Origin of the sequence: Salibacter halophilus (assembly GCF_008806325.1) — a bacterium.
Lineage (GTDB): Bacteria > Bacteroidota > Bacteroidia > Flavobacteriales_G > Salibacteraceae > Salibacter > Salibacter halophilus.
This window is the reverse complement of sequence record NZ_WACR01000008.1, coordinates 128,226-144,345: the sequence shown is the minus strand read 5'-3', so window position 1 is coordinate 144,345 and position 16,120 is coordinate 128,226. Positions and strand designations below refer to the sequence as shown.

Sequence of the window (16,120 nt, the reverse complement as noted above, 5' to 3'; positions counted from 1 at the left end):
TAAATATACAAACACCAGTCCAATTAGAAATTATCTAATGATTAGCTTTTTAACTTCACTGCCAGTTATTTCAGAATTGCATCTGAGAAAATAAACTCCGCTCGCCAGCCCCGTTAGTGAAAGCCGGTTCTGACCGATATTTAAATCTCGCTCTCTTATCAATTGCCCGGTAGAACTGAACATTGTTAATTCACTACTGGTGAGCGTTTCAATAATCACAAAATTATTAGCCGGATTGGGAAAGATTTTCAATTTGGGAGGAAGCTCCACTTTTCTCTTTTGACCTTGCCAGGTTTCTGGAATATTGACTCTCCAAAAATGTCGTTGTCTAATCCAATTGTTTATATCCCCTTCCCGTTTAGTCGTTTGTAAAAAGACATCATTTTCATGCGCATACAAAAAGCCAATTTCATGGTCCCCAGTAGAAGTATATTGCCATAAAGGTATATCATAAGAAACAGTTTGATCCACATAATCGAGAAATAAAATAGTTGAGTCGAAAGAGCCGTTATGGAAGCCAGCACCATAAAAGAGCAAGTAACCATTATCATATTTTATCACATCATAAACCTCTCCATTAGCTTGATATTCATCATCATAAGTATATGTTGTGAAATTTGACAAACTCAACCATTTCATACTTCCATTATAATTGGAACCTATAACTGGATCTTCATCACTAGAATGTTGTAGGGTAGCACTGCCAAAATATGTGCTTTCACTCAGGAATTTAAAATGTGTGATTATTTTATCATCCTCAACAAATGGTGTGTTTTCACCACTCACGACAAGCTCGTTTTCTTTTTCGAGATTATGGTTGAAGTAAGAAATCTTTGCTGGTCTTGGAGGCGAATTTCCACAAGAACACATTTGACTAAACTGAAAAGTAAACCCGTTTTCGCTTTTTACAAATCGGACATCAGTACACTCTCCCATTATTTTATTTTTGAGGATCTGACCATCAGTCAATAGAGATATAAATACAGCTTTGGGTACGCACTCACCTACTTCTGAAGTTGAACCGTAAGCGTATAAAGTGTCATCTAAAACCGACAATAAATAGTGTTGCCCATTTCCGTATAACTCTCCCGGATTCACCTCTTTTTGCCAGATCAAAGAGCCAGCTTTTGAATATCTAGAAAGCTGCAAGAAACTCACCTCTGCCGGAGAATAAGATGTATCGGGAACGCTCCTAGATGTGAATATTCCGTAATCTTCATTATAATTATATCTCGTATAATACTCTCCCTCATTACTCAACTCAACATTTATCAAGTTTATGTACTGTCCTGCTGGCGAAACCGAATCGAGATAAAACGTATCGTTATTGAGGTAGCTTATATGAATTGAACCGTCATCGAAATATTTTTCAATTTCCACATGATCCCTTTCATTTTGATAAATGACAGACTGTGTATGAGCAGTCACAGTAGCCAAAAGGAAAATTAAAAAGATGGATTTCTCAATGAAATATTTCATCACTCAACAATTAGTTTTGCTCTGTAATGGTCAGAACCACTTGTAACATCCACTACATAAAAGCCCGATTTGAGTTGCTGAACAGATATTCGTTTCAAGCCTCCTCTCAATTTACCTCTTTTTATAACAGCTCCATTGACATTGCAGATTTTATAATCTCCCTGCTCAATTCCTTTGAGCTGGATGAAATTTTTCGCAGGATTAGGAATAACCTCAAGTGCAGATTTTACTTTTTTATCTTCGATAAATGTGCTCGGTTGATCGTCAAACTCTATGTGCATTAGAAATTCATTATAATTACCATTTACAGATGTTCCGGTTCTAGTGTTATGATTTACATAGGCAGATATTTCACCAGTTCTTTCGTTAATTCTAAAATCAGTCACTTCAATTTTTCCTTCAAAACTCTTCTTCCACATGGGCAAATTGAATGTCACTTCATCATTCACATAATCGATTTGAAGTTCAGTTGAGTCGTACCTTGTACCTATCGTGTCCTGTAGATTTGAAGTGTACTGTCTTCCAAATAAAACCAAAAAGCCATCATCGTATTTCACCACGTCAAAGACCTTTTTACCCTGACTTAAAGGACCGGAATATTTAGAGATTCCATACAACGGATTGAGGTTGTGCCAAATCTGATTTGTGTCTTCAACTTCAATTATTGAGAACATTCTCGCATTACTGTAATACTCAGAGATACTTCCAAAAAAGAAATTCTCATCAATAATATCTACATGAGTAGCTCTTGCATCATCAGAAAAAAATGGATGGTTATCTTTTTCAAACTTAGCTAGTGTAGTTAATGTGTTGTTGCTTTCGAGCCTACTTATTTTTGTTGCCCCAAAATGTGAATCTCCGCACCAACATCTTCTCATAGGTTGAAAATAAACGCCATCATCAAATTCAGCAAGTCTCTTTGTTGTGCAGCTGCCAACTTGCTTACCGGTTCCTTTAATGCCATTAAAACTAAACGAATGATAAAAGGCATCTGGTGAACAGTCTCCTTCCTGCCAGGAATGACCAAAAACCACAATACTATCCCTGGCTATGAACAGCTCGAAATTACTTCTTCCATTCACCCCCAACTTTTGAGTTATTTCCCAATTTACAGCTCCACTAAAATCGTATCGAACAACATGAGTTTTAGTACATAATTCACAGCCTCCAAAAGCCAAAGTATCTGGAACAACATTAACGACAAACAAGCCCAATGAATCATCGTAATAGTACCCATCTAAATCACCGCTATCCTGAATGATGAAATTCATTACCGGGAAGTCGTCTCCATATGGTGAAATTGAATCGAGGTAAAACTCTCTGTTCTCGATATAACTCATCAATATTGAGCCATCTTCATAGTTCTTTTCAATTCTACCCTCTAAATCTGAATCGTTGTAGAGGACAGATTGAGAAAAGACTGAAGTGGAGAGTAATACAATTGCTATGAGTAGAAAATGTTTCATAATTGATATAGGTTTTATTGATTAGTAGTATTATTCATGTATTAGCTTTTTAACTGAACTTTGAGTTTGGTCAGACTTTCAAAGCACTCTTCCAAACTCCCATCTTCGGTATTTTATATTTCAGCATTTGCGCGCTGACTAAAAAACTCGAAAAAACGACAACTATAACAAGTATGCTTTTTAGCGAAATAGGCATTGATGGTTAAAGTTACAAAAAGTAAACCAGAACGGTAAGAACCCTGAGCAACCACCAACAACTAATAATTCACATGGTATATATTTCCTGATTTGGGAAACCTATGATTCTAGTACCAGCTCAACAACCTCCTCAATACTCAAAGCATCTTCAATACGATAGTCGCCAATTGCGGTACGCCTCAAGGCGCTCAGGTAGCCGCCATTGTTCAGGCTCTGACCAAAATCATAAGCTAAACTGCGGATGTAAGTTCCTTTAGAACATTTCACTCTAAAATCTACTTCAGGTAATTCGATTCTCGTCAATTCAAACTCGTAAATGTGAACGAGATTTTGACGCATTTTTACGTCCTCACCTTTCCTGGCGTAATCGTAAGCTTTTCGGCCATCGATCTTTTTAGCCGAGAAAACGGGTGGAGTTTGCAATTGCTCGCCAACGAAAGATTGAGCAGCTTCTTTGAGCTTTTCCGGAGTTAAATCTGAAACATCAAACTCCCGGTCAACCTCTGTTTCCATATCATAGCTGGGAGTTGTGGCACCGAGTGTAATCGTTCCGGTGTATTCCTTCTCTGCCGATTGAATGGTTTCGATTTTCTTAGTCGCCTTGCCAGTACATAAAATCAACAACCCTGTCGCGAGCGGATCGAGCGTTCCAGCATGGCCTACCTTGATTTTTTTGCGGTTCAACTTTTTCAGCAACCTGCCCCGCACTTTTTTCACAACATCAAAAGATGTCCACTCCAAAGGCTTGTCGATAAGCAGCACTTCACCGGCTAAAAAATCCATATAAAAAGTTAAAGAAGTTCAATGACAATCGTGATTGCACCAACCACGAAACAATAAATACTGAAATAAGTGAGCTTGCTCTTTTTCACCAAACTGATCATCCAGGTACAGGCAAAAAGTCCTGTTATGAAAGCGGCAGCAAAACCAATGGTCAGAGCCGGGACATCTATCTGTCCGCTCGTGAATGCTCCATCCAAAATATCCTTGGCCATTTTTCCGAGGATGAGCGGAACAACCATCAAAAAGGAGAAACGCGCAGCTCTGTCTTTATCGATTCCGAGTAGTACCGATGTAGATATCGTAGCTCCCGAACGCGAAATACCCGGCAAAATAGCGATAGCTTGCGATATCCCGATTATCAATGCAGATTGATAGCTCACTGTTTTTTCCGTTCGTTTAGCCCTGTCAGCTAAGAAAAGGAGTAATCCCGTTATACCGAGCATGGCTCCGACCAACAATATTTGTCCTGCAAACAATGATTCTATTGCATCATCGAACAAGACGCCAATTATCGCTGCCGGAATCATCGACACGATAATCTTCAGCGAAAACTGAGATTCTTCGTTGTTCTTAAACTGAAAAAGTCCTTTGAAAATTTGAGCGACATCTTTCCTGAAAATTACCAACGTACTAAGAGCTGTAGCCGCATGAAGAACAACTGTAAAAAGCAAACTCTCTCCAGGTACACGATCAGATCCAAAAAGTGCTTTACCAATCTCGAGGTGACCGCTACTACTTACGGGCAAAAACTCTGTAAGCCCCTGAATAATTCCGAGGAGCAACGCTTCAATCCAATCCATTGATTATTCCTGGTTGTGGTCTTTCGTTTTTTTCATAATCGCTACAAAAACTGCAATGTAGCCCAATACCACAACTACCGGAGCGAGTGTCCATCTTCTAAATGAGAAGATTTCCTCATTGAAGACATTTGGATCGTCACTTCCTCCGCCAGACATTAAAATAAACCCTAATACTACCAGCACTACACCGGCAATCATGATCATATAATTTGTCTTGCCAAATGCAAGATCTTCTTTCTGTTCAATTTTGTTACTCATCGCATGTAAAGTTGATCGGTTTTTAATTTGAGGTAACGATTCACCGCAAAAGTTGTACTCAGCCAGGAGATAAACATACCCAGCAACACAACAATCACGAAGAGTACAGCAAATATTTCTACATCCTGCATATCAAAAATCTCCGGCATTTCGCTCTGCGCATAATAAATTACGCCAGCGAGTAATACCAGAGCAATTAGAGCTCCGTACAAGCCGTGTACAATTCCTTGATTGACAAACGGTTTTCTGATAAAACTTTGCGTAGCTCCAACGAGCTGCATACTCCTAATCAAAAAGCGTTTTGAATATATCGCGAGGCGAATAGTACTATTGATCAGAGCCACAGCTATAATAAGTAGTAAAATCGCAAAGCCTGAGAGCAATAGCGAAATCTTGCGGACATTTTCGTTGACAATACTCAGCAAGTTCTTTTGGTATTCAACCTCTTTCACTTTGGGGTTATCGAGCCAACTCTGCTCAATCATTTGCACACTATCAGGATTCGCGTATTCTGCCTTTAAATAAACATCAATAGAAGTCGACAACGGATTGTAGCCGAGGAAATCGATGAAGTCTTCTCCTAAATCTTCCTGCAAACGAGTTGCAGCTTCTTGTTTATCCACATAATCAGTGTACTTCACATATTTTGAAGCATCAAGTGATTTTTGAAGTCGCTTGATATCAGCTTCATTCACATCATCTTTGATGTAAATCGATATTCCGATGTTTTCCTTTACGTAATTACTGAGCTTATTTGCCTGCAAAAGAATCAAACCCACCATACCTAACATAAAGAGTACTAGAGATATACTCACCACAACAGAAAAATAAGAAGTGTTCAATCGCCTTCTCTCAAACTTGTTAGACATGGACGTTCTTTTTAGTAAACGCTGCTAAAATAAGAATTTAGCCGGAGCGCACTTTAATAATAACCTTTAATAAGGCTTATTTTTAGTTAAATTCGCTGCTTCAAAAGTAGGTATTAAACGCAGACTAACAGCATGGAATATTCAGCTGATTTGATCAAACAGGTGGAAGAGAAATGGCGCAAAAAGTGGCAACAAGACAAGACTTACAGCGCTAAAATCAATAGCGAAAAGCCAAAACATTACGTCCTTGATATGTTCCCTTATCCATCCGGAGCGGGACTACATGTTGGTCATCCGTTGGGTTATATCGCGAGTGATATTCACGCTCGTTTTAAAAGGCTACAGGGTTACAACGTGCTTCACCCAATGGGCTACGATGCTTTTGGATTACCCGCTGAACAGTACGCTATTCAAACGGGTCAGCACCCTGCTGTTACAACTGAACAAAATATAAAACGATACCGCGAGCAACTCGACAGACTGGGATTTTCATTTGACTGGGATCGCGAAGTGAGAACCTGCGACCCTGAATATTACAAATGGACACAGTGGATCTTCCTCCAGCTTTTTGATTCGTGGTATTGTAAAGATGCTGATAAAGCACTTCCAATTTCAGAACTCATCGAAGTATTTGAACAGGAAGGCAACAAAAACCTCAACGCTGTTTGTGATGAGGATACTGAGATTTTCACTGCTGACGATTGGAAAAATGCTTCAGATAGTGAGAAAGAAGCAATACTTCAAAAGTACCGACTCGCTTATTTGTCTGAAGCAGTTGTAAACTGGTGCCCTGAATTGGGAACAGTGCTCGCTAATGACGAAGTTAAAGATGGCGTGTCAGAACGCGGTGGCTTCCCGGTTGAGCAGAAAAAAATGAAGCAGTGGAGTATGCGCATCACAGCATACGCTCAACGCTTACTCGATGGACTCGACAAACTCGACTGGCCCGATGCTATCAAAGAAGTGCAGCGCAACTGGATCGGTCGTTCACAGGGAGCTGCTATTTGGTTTGATGTTTCCGGATCTGACCGAAAAATTGAAGTTTTTACAACGCGCCCTGATACCATTTTTGGCGTATCATTTATGGTACTCGCGCCTGAGCATGAACTCGTGCAGGAAATCACAACTGATGAACAGCACGATGATGTTGAAAAGTACATTGATCAAACGAAAAAACGCAGCGAGCGTGACCGCATGGCCGATGTGAAAAACGTATCGGGAGCGTTTACCGGTGCTTATGTTGAGCATCCGTTTACAGGAGAGCAAATACCGGTTTGGATTGGCGATTACGTACTTGCAGGTTATGGAACCGGAGCAATTATGGCCGTTCCGTCAGGCGATCAGCGCGATTGGGATTTTGCCAGGCATTTTGATCTTCCTATTCCAAATGTTATTGAAGGTGCTGACATCAGCGAAGGTGCAAACGATCAAAAAAGCGGGAAACTCACCAACTCGCAATTCCTCGATGGCCTCAAAGTAAAAGGTGCCATAAAAAAAGCGATTGGTGCGCTCATCGAAAAAGGAATTGGAGAAAAGAAAATCAACTACAAACTCCGCGATGCTGTATTTGGTCGCCAGCGTTACTGGGGCGAGCCAATTCCGGTTTATTATGAAAACGGAGTTCCCAAATCGGTCAGAACCGAACACCTGCCACTCGAGCTACCTGAAGTTGAGAGTTACCTTCCAACAAAAGATGGCGAGCCACCTCTAAAACGTGCCGATAAATGGAATTACGATCCGGAAAAAGGAGTTGTACCTAACGGAGAAGGATTTCCACTCGAACTCACAACAATGCCGGGCTGGGCCGGATCTAGCTGGTATTTCCTTAGATATGAAGACCCGAATAACAGTGAAGAATTTGCATCGCAGGAAGCAGTGAATTACTGGAAAAATGTGGATTTCTACATGGGCGGTGCTGAACACGGAACCGGTCACCTACTTTACTTCCGCTTTTGGACGAAATTCCTCAACGATCGCGGACACATCCCCTTTGATGAACCGGCTCAAAAGCTCACCAACCAGGGTATGATTCAGGGAGATTCCAGATTTGTTTACCGGATAGAGGACAGTAATGATTTTGTCACTTTCAGTAAAAGAAAAGAACACAAAACACAAAGACTTCATGTCGATGTAAATATTGTAGATGGTGATAAGCTCAATATGGAAGCCTTTAAAAAATGGCGTCCTGAATTTAAAGACGCTACATTTATAACTGAAGAAGACGGCACTTATAAATGTGGTAGTGAAGTCGAAAAAATGTCCAAGTCGAAATTCAATGTTATAAACCCCGATGATCTATGTGATCAGTACGGAGCTGATGCATTGAGGCTCCACGAAATGTTTTTAGGTCCGGTTGAGATGCACAAGCCCTGGAACACGCAGGGAATTGATGGTGTGAGTAAATTCCTTAAACGTTTTTGGAGGTTATTTCACAGTGGAGATGAATTTTCTGTGGTTGAAGAAAAACCAACTAAAGATGAGTTAAAAGTACTCCACACTTGCATCAAAGCAATGACTGAAGATCTGGAAAAAGACAGCTTCAACACTTGTGTGAGTCACCTCATGATTTGCGTAAATGAACTTTCGAGTTTGAAATGCAACAAACATGAAGTTCTAGAGCCATTGACTATTTTGGCATCTTGTCACGCACCGCATATCACTGAGGAACTGTGGGAAAAGCTAGGTCACGAAAGTTCAATCATAGATGCTGACTGGCCAAAGCTCAACGAAGATTACCTCACTGAAGATGAAATAGAATACCCGGTTTCATTTAACGGTAAAATGCGCTTCAAGCTCAAAGTTGATGCAAACCTTTCAAAGGATGAAGTTGAAAAAGCAGTACTCGAACACGAGAGAACCGCACAACAATTAAAAGGTAACGAACCGAAAAAAATTATTGTTGTGCCAGGTAGAATCGTAAACGTTGTGCACTAAGCGTTTTGTCATGTAAAGTTAAAGTTAAGCCAATTTTATTTCACAAGTCAATGTGGAAATCATCTTGCATTCTATTGGAAAATGCTTACTTTTAACAAGCAAAACAAAACTAAACCTTTGAAAGTATGAGTGAACAACCTAAAAATGTGAAAGGAGAAATTAAAAAATCCCTCAAGAAAAATATCGCGAAAGCATGGTATAAGCTTGATCAGCAGTCTTACGAGCGTTGGTTAGAAGGGCGAAAAGTTTCTCAAAGTAAATTGAATTATTAAGTTAAGTATAAACTGATACTTTAAAGCAAAAAGGTTAGCTCACGCTAACCTTTTTTTGTGCCTGAATATTTCATTTACCGATTATCGTAGTGCTTTTTGTAGTAATCCTGATAATCTCCCGAGGTCACATTCTCCAGCCACTTTTCATTTTCGAGATACCAGTCAATCGTTTTGGATAAACCTTCCTCAAATTGCAAAGAAGGCTTCCACCCCAGTTCCTTATTGATTTTTGAAGCATCAATAGCGTAACGCCTGTCATGCCCCGGGCGATCTTTCACGTAAGTAATAAGCTCGCGAGATTCTCCTTTTTCTCTGCCCAGCTTTTCATCCATCAAATCACAAAGAGCGTGAATCAAATCCAGATTCGTCCACTCGTTAAAACCACCAATATTATACGTCTCACCATTTTTTCCATCGTGAAAAACGCTATCGATAGCAATTGCATGATCAACCACGTAAAGCCAATCTCTCGTATATTGCCCGTCACCGTAAACCGGCAAAGATTTGCGCTGTTTCACATTATTGATGAAAAGCGGAATCAGTTTTTCTGGAAACTGGTTTGGTCCGTAGTTGTTTGAGCAGTTAGAAATGACAAATGGAAAGTCATACGTATTTCCATAAGCTCTTACCAAATGATCAGAGCTCGCTTTAGACGCTGAATATGGCGACTTTGGGTCGTAGGCTGTCGTCTCTTCAAAAAGTCCGGTTGCTCCCAGGCTCCCAAATACCTCATCCGTTGAAACGTGATAAAATCTTTTGCTTTGGTCAGATCCCCAAACCTCTTTAGCCGCATTCAACAAGTTAGCTGTTCCCATTACATTCGTCTTGAGAAAAGCCAGCGGATCTTCAATAGATCGATCAACGTGTGACTCAGCCGCGAGGTGAATCACCCCGTCATATTGGTTCTGACCAAAAAGTGAGTTGATAAACTCAGCGTCTTCAATATTCCCTTTTATGAACTTGTAATTATCACGCCCGTCAATATCAGCAATGTTTTCAAGATTGCCAGCATAAGTGAGACAATCGAGATTGTGAATTTCATAGTTTGGGTACTCTAAAACAAACCTCCTAACCACGTGCGAACCGATGAAACCGGCTCCGCCTGTTATGAGAATTTTTTTGGTCATACTAGCGTTTGATGTATTCTTCAAATGTGTTGTGCTCTTTCTTGTAGAGTTTTTCCTCGGGTAGTGACTTAAAGTAATCGTAAGTGCGTTTCAACCCTTCACTCCTATCGACTTTAGGCTCCCATCCCAAAATCTCTCGCGCTTTTGTGATATCGGGCTGGCGTTGCATTGGATCATCCTTAGGAAGATCCTTGTAGATTACTTTATTAGTTGTTCCTGTTAGCTTGATAATTTCCTCAGCAAAATCTGCAATTGAAATTTCGCTTGGATTTCCAACATTAACAGGCTTGGCATAGTCGCTCATCAACAATCTGTAAATTCCTTCAACGAGATCATCTACATAGCAGAAAGAACGAGTTTGTGATCCATCTCCAAAAACCGTGAGATCTTCTCCGCGAAGCGCCTGACCTACAAAAGCAGGAAGTACACGACCATCATTTAACCTCATCCGTGGACCGTAAGTGTTGAAAATGCGCACTATACGAGTTTCGAGTCCGTGGTAAGTATGATAAGCCATCGTGATAGCTTCGAGATAGCGTTTGGCTTCATCGTAAACACCGCGCGGACCAACCGGATTCACATGACCCCAGTAGTCTTCAGTTTGTGGGTGAACTTGCGGATCGCCATAAACTTCACTTGTTGAAGCTACCAGGATACGAGCATTTTTTGCTTTGGCTAATCCCAAAAGATTGTGTGTTCCCATCGCACCCACTTTGAGTGTTTGAATTGGGATTTTGAGATAATCGATTGGTGAAGCCGGTGAAGCAAAATGCAGGATGTAATCGAGCTCACCCGATACATGGACAAACTTGGTTACATCGTGATTGTAAAACTCAAAGTTTTTTTCTGAAAAAAGATGCTCAATGTTATCGAGATTACCGGTAATAAGATTATCCATCCCGATTACATGATAACCTTCCCTAAGGAATCGATCACATAAGTGAGATCCCAAAAAGCCGGCTGCACCTGTTATTAAAACTCGTTTCATGAGTTACTTGTTTGTTACTGTTTGTCGCCCAATTGACGTGTAATAGAAACCTTTTTCTTCCATGCTGTCTAGCGAGTAAAGATTGCGGCCATCAAAAATTACCGGTTCCTTTAGCTTGTTTTTTATAGCTGTAAAATCAGGGCTTCTAAAGATTTGCCACTCTGTACAAATGACGAGCGCATCAGCGTCATTGAGTGCTTCGTATTGATCGTTTGCGTAATGGATTTTATCACCAATTTGCCCTCTTACATTATCCATTGCCTCAGGATCGTAAGCGATAACCTCAGCACCTGCTTTAGTCAACTCGTCAATAATGTAAAGTGATGGCGCTTCCCTGATATCATCCGTATCAGGCTTAAAGGCCAACCCCCACATTGCGAGTTTTTTTCCTTTCAGTGAATCACCAAAATATTTTTTAATGCGCGGAACCAAAGCCGTTTTTTGAGTTTGGTTGATATCCATTACTGCATCCAAAATTCTAAAGTCGTAATCTGCTTCTTTACTCGATTTCGCTAATGCCTGAACATCTTTAGGGAAGCAGCTTCCTCCGTAACCGATTCCCGGGAAAAGGAAGCGTTTTCCTATTCGCTCGTCAGAACCGATACCAATACGAACCTTGTCCACATTAGCGCCTACTCGTTCGCAAACATTGGCAACTTCATTCATGAAAGTAATCTTGGTTGCCAGGAATGCGTTTGCAGCGTATTTTGTCAACTCGGCAGATTTTTCATCCATAAAAATCACCGGATTTCCCTGACGAACAAACGGCTTGTAAAGCTCATCCATCAATTTTCTCGCTCGGTCAGAACTCGTTCCAACAACAACACGATCGGGTTTCATGAAATCATCAACCGCAAATCCTTCGCGCAGGAACTCAGGGTTTGAAACCACGTCAAACTCTGGTCGGTTCTGATCGTCACGATCAAAACGCTTGTCGAGTTCATTGGCTAATGTTTCATGCACTTTATCTGCTGTGCCTACAGGAACGGTACTCTTGTCGATTACCACTTTGTAATCTTCGATCATTCCGCCCAGGTCTTTAGCAACCTGTAACACGTAAGACAAATCTGCTGATCCATCCTCACCGGGAGGCGTTGGAAGAGCCAGGAAAATCAATTCAGCAGGTTCAACCGCTTCTTTGAGGTCAGTTGTAAAATGTAATCTGCCTGCTTTTATGTTGCGCTCAAAAAGAACATCGAGGTGTGGCTCGTAAATGGGCACGATCCCCGATTTCATTTTGGCTACTTTTTCTTCATCTATATCAACGCAAATAACATTTGCGCCACTTTCTGCTAAACATGTTCCGGTTACAAGTCCTACGTAACCGGTACCCACTACTGCAATATTCATAATTATTGATTAATAAAGTCCAGGATTGATTTAGTTATATGATTTAGTTGTTCGTTTGTCAGTTCTGTATGAATAGGAAGCGATAAAACTTCAGTTCCCAACTGCTCAGTGACAGGCAAAACGGCATCAGTTCCGTTGTGCTCAAACGCTTTTTGTTTGTGGTTGGGAAGCGGATAGTAAATATTTGAAGGAACACCCTGTTCCTGTAAATAATCCTGAAGTTTTGCTCGATCAACACCTTTCAACTTTACCGTGTACTGGTGATAAACGTGCGTAGAAAAATCAGCAACAAATGGCGGAACAATCTTGTCCGTTTTACTGAATGTTTCTGTGTAAAAGCTCGCAGCTTCATTTCGCGCTTTGTTGTACTCGTCCAGGTGTTTGAGTTTAATGCGCAAAATTGCCGCCTGTATGCTATCGAGCCGCGAATTAACTCCAACCTGATCGTGGTAATAACGCCTGGACTGACCGTGATTTGAGATCATTCTCAATTCATTAGCCAAATCATCATCGTTAGTAAATATAGCACCACCATCTCCATAGCAGCCCAGGTTTTTGGACGGGAAAAATGAAGTACAACCAATGTGGCCAATTGTTCCTGCTTTTTTGGTGTCACCATTTTTAAAAGTGTAGTCAGCACCAATACCCTGAGCCGTATCTTCAATAACAGTCAGGTTGTGTTTATTGGCTACTTCCATTACACCTTCCATATTGGCACATTGACCGTAAAGGTGAACCGGAATAATCGCTTTTGTTTTATCTGTTACTTTACTCTCGAGATCTTCAATATTGATATTGAAAGTATCGGGATATACATCAACAAAAACCGGTTTAGCGCCTAGCAAGGCTACTACTTCACAGGTTGCAACGTAAGTAAAACTGGGAGTAATTACTTCATCTCCTGCTTTTACTCCGGCAGCCATCAAAGCTATTTGAAGCGCATCCGTTCCGTTTGCACACGGAATCACGTGTTTTACATCGAGATAGTTTTCTAAATCTTTTTGAAAACCCTTTACTTCAGGTCCGTTGATAAACGCGCAGGAATCCATTACATCGATTACTGCTTTATCTACTTCGTCTTTTATTTTGAGATATTGATTTTTTAAATCTACCAGTTGAATTGGTTCCATTGAAGAAAAATATTTTTAATACCCTGCGAAGATAAACTCTACGTTGGCAATTGCATAATAAATTTGGAACGCAATTACCCTGATGTAATTGTAATTACCAATAAAAAACAACACCATAAATCGCTGTTTATTTCGTTATCTTCGCGCTATGGTTAAAAAACTACTTTTTGGAACAGTTTTTTTGTTCTCAATAATGGCAGCTAAAAGCCAGGTGAGCATTAAAGATTCCGCTGTTTTCACTTCTTTGATTGATGTCTCATACGCCCTCCAGTTTCCGGGCGGAGATATGGCTGATCGATTTGGCTATAACAACAATATTGGCGGTGGTTTTTCTGTCAAGTTGAAATCGAACTGGGAGTTTGGATTGAGCGGTTCTCTCCTATTTGGCAGACAGGTAAAAGACGACCGGATGCTGGAGCCATTTACTGATGACCAGGGAATTGTACTCGGACTCAGTGGACTTCCTGCTGATATATTTTTATACGAAAGAGGTTTCACCGTTCAGGCAAAAGTTGGAAAAGTTATTCCGCTCGGTTTCAGCAATCCAAATAGCGGGCTTTTGATCAAAGTTGGAGGTGGTTTCATGCAGCACAAAATTCGCATTGAAGATGAATACGCTGATGTTCCTATGCTCAATTACAAAGATAATAAGGTAGGATTTGACCGACTCTCATTTGGTGCCATGACTTCTCAGTTCATCGGTTACCGTTACCTCAGCGACCGTAGATTGATCAATTTCTTCTTCGGGTTTGAATTCATGCAGGGATTTACAAAAGCAAGGCGCGATTACCAATACGACATTGGACGCCCCTCTGATGAAACACGCCTCGATCTTCTTTACGGAATTCGCCTCGGGTGGACACTTCCTCTCTATCAAAAACAACCTGACGAGTACTATTTCCGCTAATGAAATTCCTTTACAACGTAACGGTCAGAGCCTATAGAGCAGCAATCTCCGTAGCGGCCATTGCCGGAAAAGAAAAAGCACAACAGTGGTTAGCGGGCCGTGAAAACTGGCGCGAGAAACTGAAAGCTGATGTGGATGAACTGGATCTGACTGATAAAAAAACGATTTGGTTCCATTGCGCTTCACTCGGTGAATTTGAACAAGGTCGCCCACTGATAGAGCGCGTTAGAGAAGAAAGTCCGAACACTAATATTGTACTTACTTTTTTCTCTCCATCAGGGTACGAAAACAAAAAAAACTACCCACATGCCGATTTAATCCTTTACCTCCCGCTCGATACTCCTAAAAATGCTCGTGACTTTCTCGATTTAGTAAAACCAAAAGTGGCCGTTTTTGTCAAATACGAGTTTTGGTACCATTTCATGAAGGCTCTGAACGATAAAAATATCCCACTGATTCTGGCATCAGCGATTTTCAGGGATGAACAACTTTTTTTCAAGAATTACGGCAAGTGGTATTTGAAATCGCTACAACTTGTAGATCACTTTTATGTGCAAAGTGAAAAATCGAAAGATTTACTTACCTCTCACGGGGTAGAAAACGTTGAGGTGAGCGGAGATACCAGATTTGACCGTGTGTGGCAGCTCAGCCAAAAAGTAAAAAGCTTTAATGAGCTGAATCCATTTTTTGAGGATCAAAAGGTATTCATTGCCGGTAGCTCCTGGGAAAAAGAAGATGAGTTTACTGAAAAACTCATCGATGACGGATTACTCAATGATTTCAAGATTGTAATTGCTCCGCACGAAATAACAGAGAGCAAATTAAAGGGCTACGAGAAAAAATGGCCCGGGCAAACATTCCGCTTCACTGATCGGGAAACAGTTAAAGATTTAAAAGACAAAAAAATCATGATTGTGGATACAATCGGGCATTTATCATCACTTTATCAATATGCGACTATCGCTTTGATTGGTGGCGGCTTTACGAGCGGAATCCACAACATTCTGGAAGCTGCTACTTACGGAGTCCCCACCATCTTTGGGCCCAACAATGAACGTTTTCAGGAAGCTCAAGATTTAATGATGCAGGAAGCTGCGTTTGAGGTGAAAGTCTACAGTGATCTGACCAAAGTTTTCAACATCTTGAGTGATGAATCGAAACTTCAAAAAGCATCGCTAAAGTCGAAAAATTACGTTTCAGAAAACACAGGTGCTGTCGATATAATTTACGCAGGCATCAAGAAGAGATTACTTGCGGAATAACCTCCTGAAAAAACCTCCTCCAGTTTTGTACTTGCTCTTTTTAAAGCGTCTTTTCCGCTTTTTGTTCCAGCGAGATTTCTTCCGCGGATTGTAACGGTATTGCTGATTGCTATACCCCTTTTTCTTTAAACGCTTATTGATTGCTTTTCGCGCGTTAAAGACCCTGTCACTTGAATAGTGAATACGGTCAGAGCACGAGGATGAGCCAACGGCAATCATCAGCGCCATAAGAAGTAGCATGAAAAACTGCTTTATCCTGTAGAGTTTCATTCGATCCATGTAAATCGTGGTCCTTGG

The 16,120-nt window shown here is 40.7% G+C and carries 15 protein-coding genes; 4 read left to right on the top strand and 11 right to left on the bottom strand.

What is annotated here, in order from left to right; all coding sequences use genetic code 11:
* Positions 1-30: 30 nt before the first annotated feature.
* From F3059_RS10395 to F3059_RS10370, 6 genes are all read right to left on the bottom strand, one after another.
* On the bottom strand, positions 31-1,479 hold the full coding sequence (locus F3059_RS10395; RefSeq protein WP_151168949.1) for a T9SS type A sorting domain-containing protein: 1,449 nt from the start codon (positions 1,477-1,479) through the stop codon (positions 31-33).
* Positions 1,479-2,945 (bottom strand): T9SS type A sorting domain-containing protein, encoded by a 1,467-nt coding sequence (locus F3059_RS10390; protein ID WP_151168947.1) that lies wholly within the window; start codon positions 2,943-2,945, stop codon positions 1,479-1,481. Before F3059_RS10390 ends, F3059_RS10395 begins: the two co-directional genes overlap by 1 nt.
* Before the next feature lie 297 nt (positions 2,946-3,242).
* On the bottom strand, positions 3,243-3,926 hold the full coding sequence (gene truB, locus F3059_RS10385) for a tRNA pseudouridine(55) synthase TruB (RefSeq protein ID WP_151168945.1): 684 nt from the start codon (positions 3,924-3,926) through the stop codon (positions 3,243-3,245).
* A gap of 8 nt (positions 3,927-3,934) precedes the next feature.
* Positions 3,935-4,726 (bottom strand): undecaprenyl-diphosphate phosphatase, encoded by a 792-nt coding sequence (locus F3059_RS10380; RefSeq protein ID WP_151168943.1) that lies wholly within the window; start codon positions 4,724-4,726, stop codon positions 3,935-3,937.
* Positions 4,727-4,729: 3 nt separating this feature from the next.
* On the bottom strand, positions 4,730-4,984 hold the full coding sequence (locus tag F3059_RS10375) for a DUF3098 domain-containing protein (RefSeq protein ID WP_151168941.1): 255 nt from the start codon (positions 4,982-4,984) through the stop codon (positions 4,730-4,732).
* Positions 4,981-5,853 (bottom strand): cell division protein FtsX, encoded by an 873-nt coding sequence (locus tag F3059_RS10370; RefSeq protein WP_151168939.1) that lies wholly within the window; start codon positions 5,851-5,853, stop codon positions 4,981-4,983. Before F3059_RS10370 ends, F3059_RS10375 begins: the two co-directional genes overlap by 4 nt.
* A 132-nt stretch (positions 5,854-5,985) precedes the next feature.
* Between F3059_RS10370 and leuS the strand changes: the two genes are divergently transcribed.
* Positions 5,986-8,787, top strand: a complete 2,802-nt coding sequence (gene leuS / locus F3059_RS10365; RefSeq protein WP_151168937.1) for a leucine--tRNA ligase — start codon at positions 5,986-5,988, stop codon at positions 8,785-8,787.
* Between the two features lie 125 nt (positions 8,788-8,912).
* Entirely contained in the window at positions 8,913-9,059 is a 147-nt protein-coding gene (locus F3059_RS13695) for a hypothetical protein (protein WP_170265151.1), read from the top strand.
* 74 nt (positions 9,060-9,133) lie between these two features.
* Here the strand turns inward: F3059_RS13695 and rfbB are convergent, their stop codons facing one another.
* From rfbB to F3059_RS10345, 4 genes are read right to left on the bottom strand one after another with little or no spacing between them, the layout of a single operon-like run.
* Positions 9,134-10,186, bottom strand: a complete 1,053-nt coding sequence (rfbB, locus tag F3059_RS10360; protein ID WP_151168935.1) for a dTDP-glucose 4,6-dehydratase — start codon at positions 10,184-10,186, stop codon at positions 9,134-9,136.
* Between the two features lies 1 nt (position 10,187).
* Positions 10,188-11,174: a UDP-glucuronic acid decarboxylase family protein gene (locus tag F3059_RS10355; RefSeq protein WP_151168933.1), complete on the bottom strand. Its 987-nt coding sequence runs from the start codon at positions 11,172-11,174 to the stop codon at positions 10,188-10,190.
* Between the two features lie 3 nt (positions 11,175-11,177).
* Positions 11,178-12,524 (bottom strand): UDP-glucose dehydrogenase family protein, encoded by a 1,347-nt coding sequence (locus F3059_RS10350; RefSeq protein ID WP_151168931.1) that lies wholly within the window; start codon positions 12,522-12,524, stop codon positions 11,178-11,180.
* A gap of 2 nt (positions 12,525-12,526) precedes the next feature.
* Positions 12,527-13,654: a DegT/DnrJ/EryC1/StrS family aminotransferase gene (locus F3059_RS10345; RefSeq protein ID WP_151168929.1), complete on the bottom strand. Its 1,128-nt coding sequence runs from the start codon at positions 13,652-13,654 to the stop codon at positions 12,527-12,529.
* A gap of 148 nt (positions 13,655-13,802) precedes the next feature.
* Here F3059_RS10345 and F3059_RS10340 point away from each other — a divergent pair, with 148 nt between their 5' ends.
* Together F3059_RS10340 and F3059_RS10335 are read left to right on the top strand one after the other, a co-directional pair.
* Positions 13,803-14,561 (top strand): hypothetical protein, encoded by a 759-nt coding sequence (locus F3059_RS10340; protein ID WP_151168927.1) that lies wholly within the window; start codon positions 13,803-13,805, stop codon positions 14,559-14,561.
* Positions 14,561-15,823, top strand: a complete 1,263-nt coding sequence (locus F3059_RS10335) for a 3-deoxy-D-manno-octulosonic acid transferase (RefSeq protein ID WP_151168925.1) — start codon at positions 14,561-14,563, stop codon at positions 15,821-15,823. The genes F3059_RS10340 and F3059_RS10335 overlap by 1 nt, the downstream gene beginning before the upstream one ends.
* Here the strand turns inward: F3059_RS10335 and F3059_RS10330 are convergent.
* Positions 15,809-16,102 carry a hypothetical protein gene (locus tag F3059_RS10330; RefSeq protein ID WP_151168923.1) on the bottom strand — a complete coding sequence of 98 codons (294 nt, stop codon included), beginning with the start codon at positions 16,100-16,102 and terminating at the stop codon, positions 15,809-15,811. The genes F3059_RS10335 and F3059_RS10330 overlap by 15 nt on opposite strands.
* Positions 16,103-16,120 lie beyond the last annotated feature (18 nt).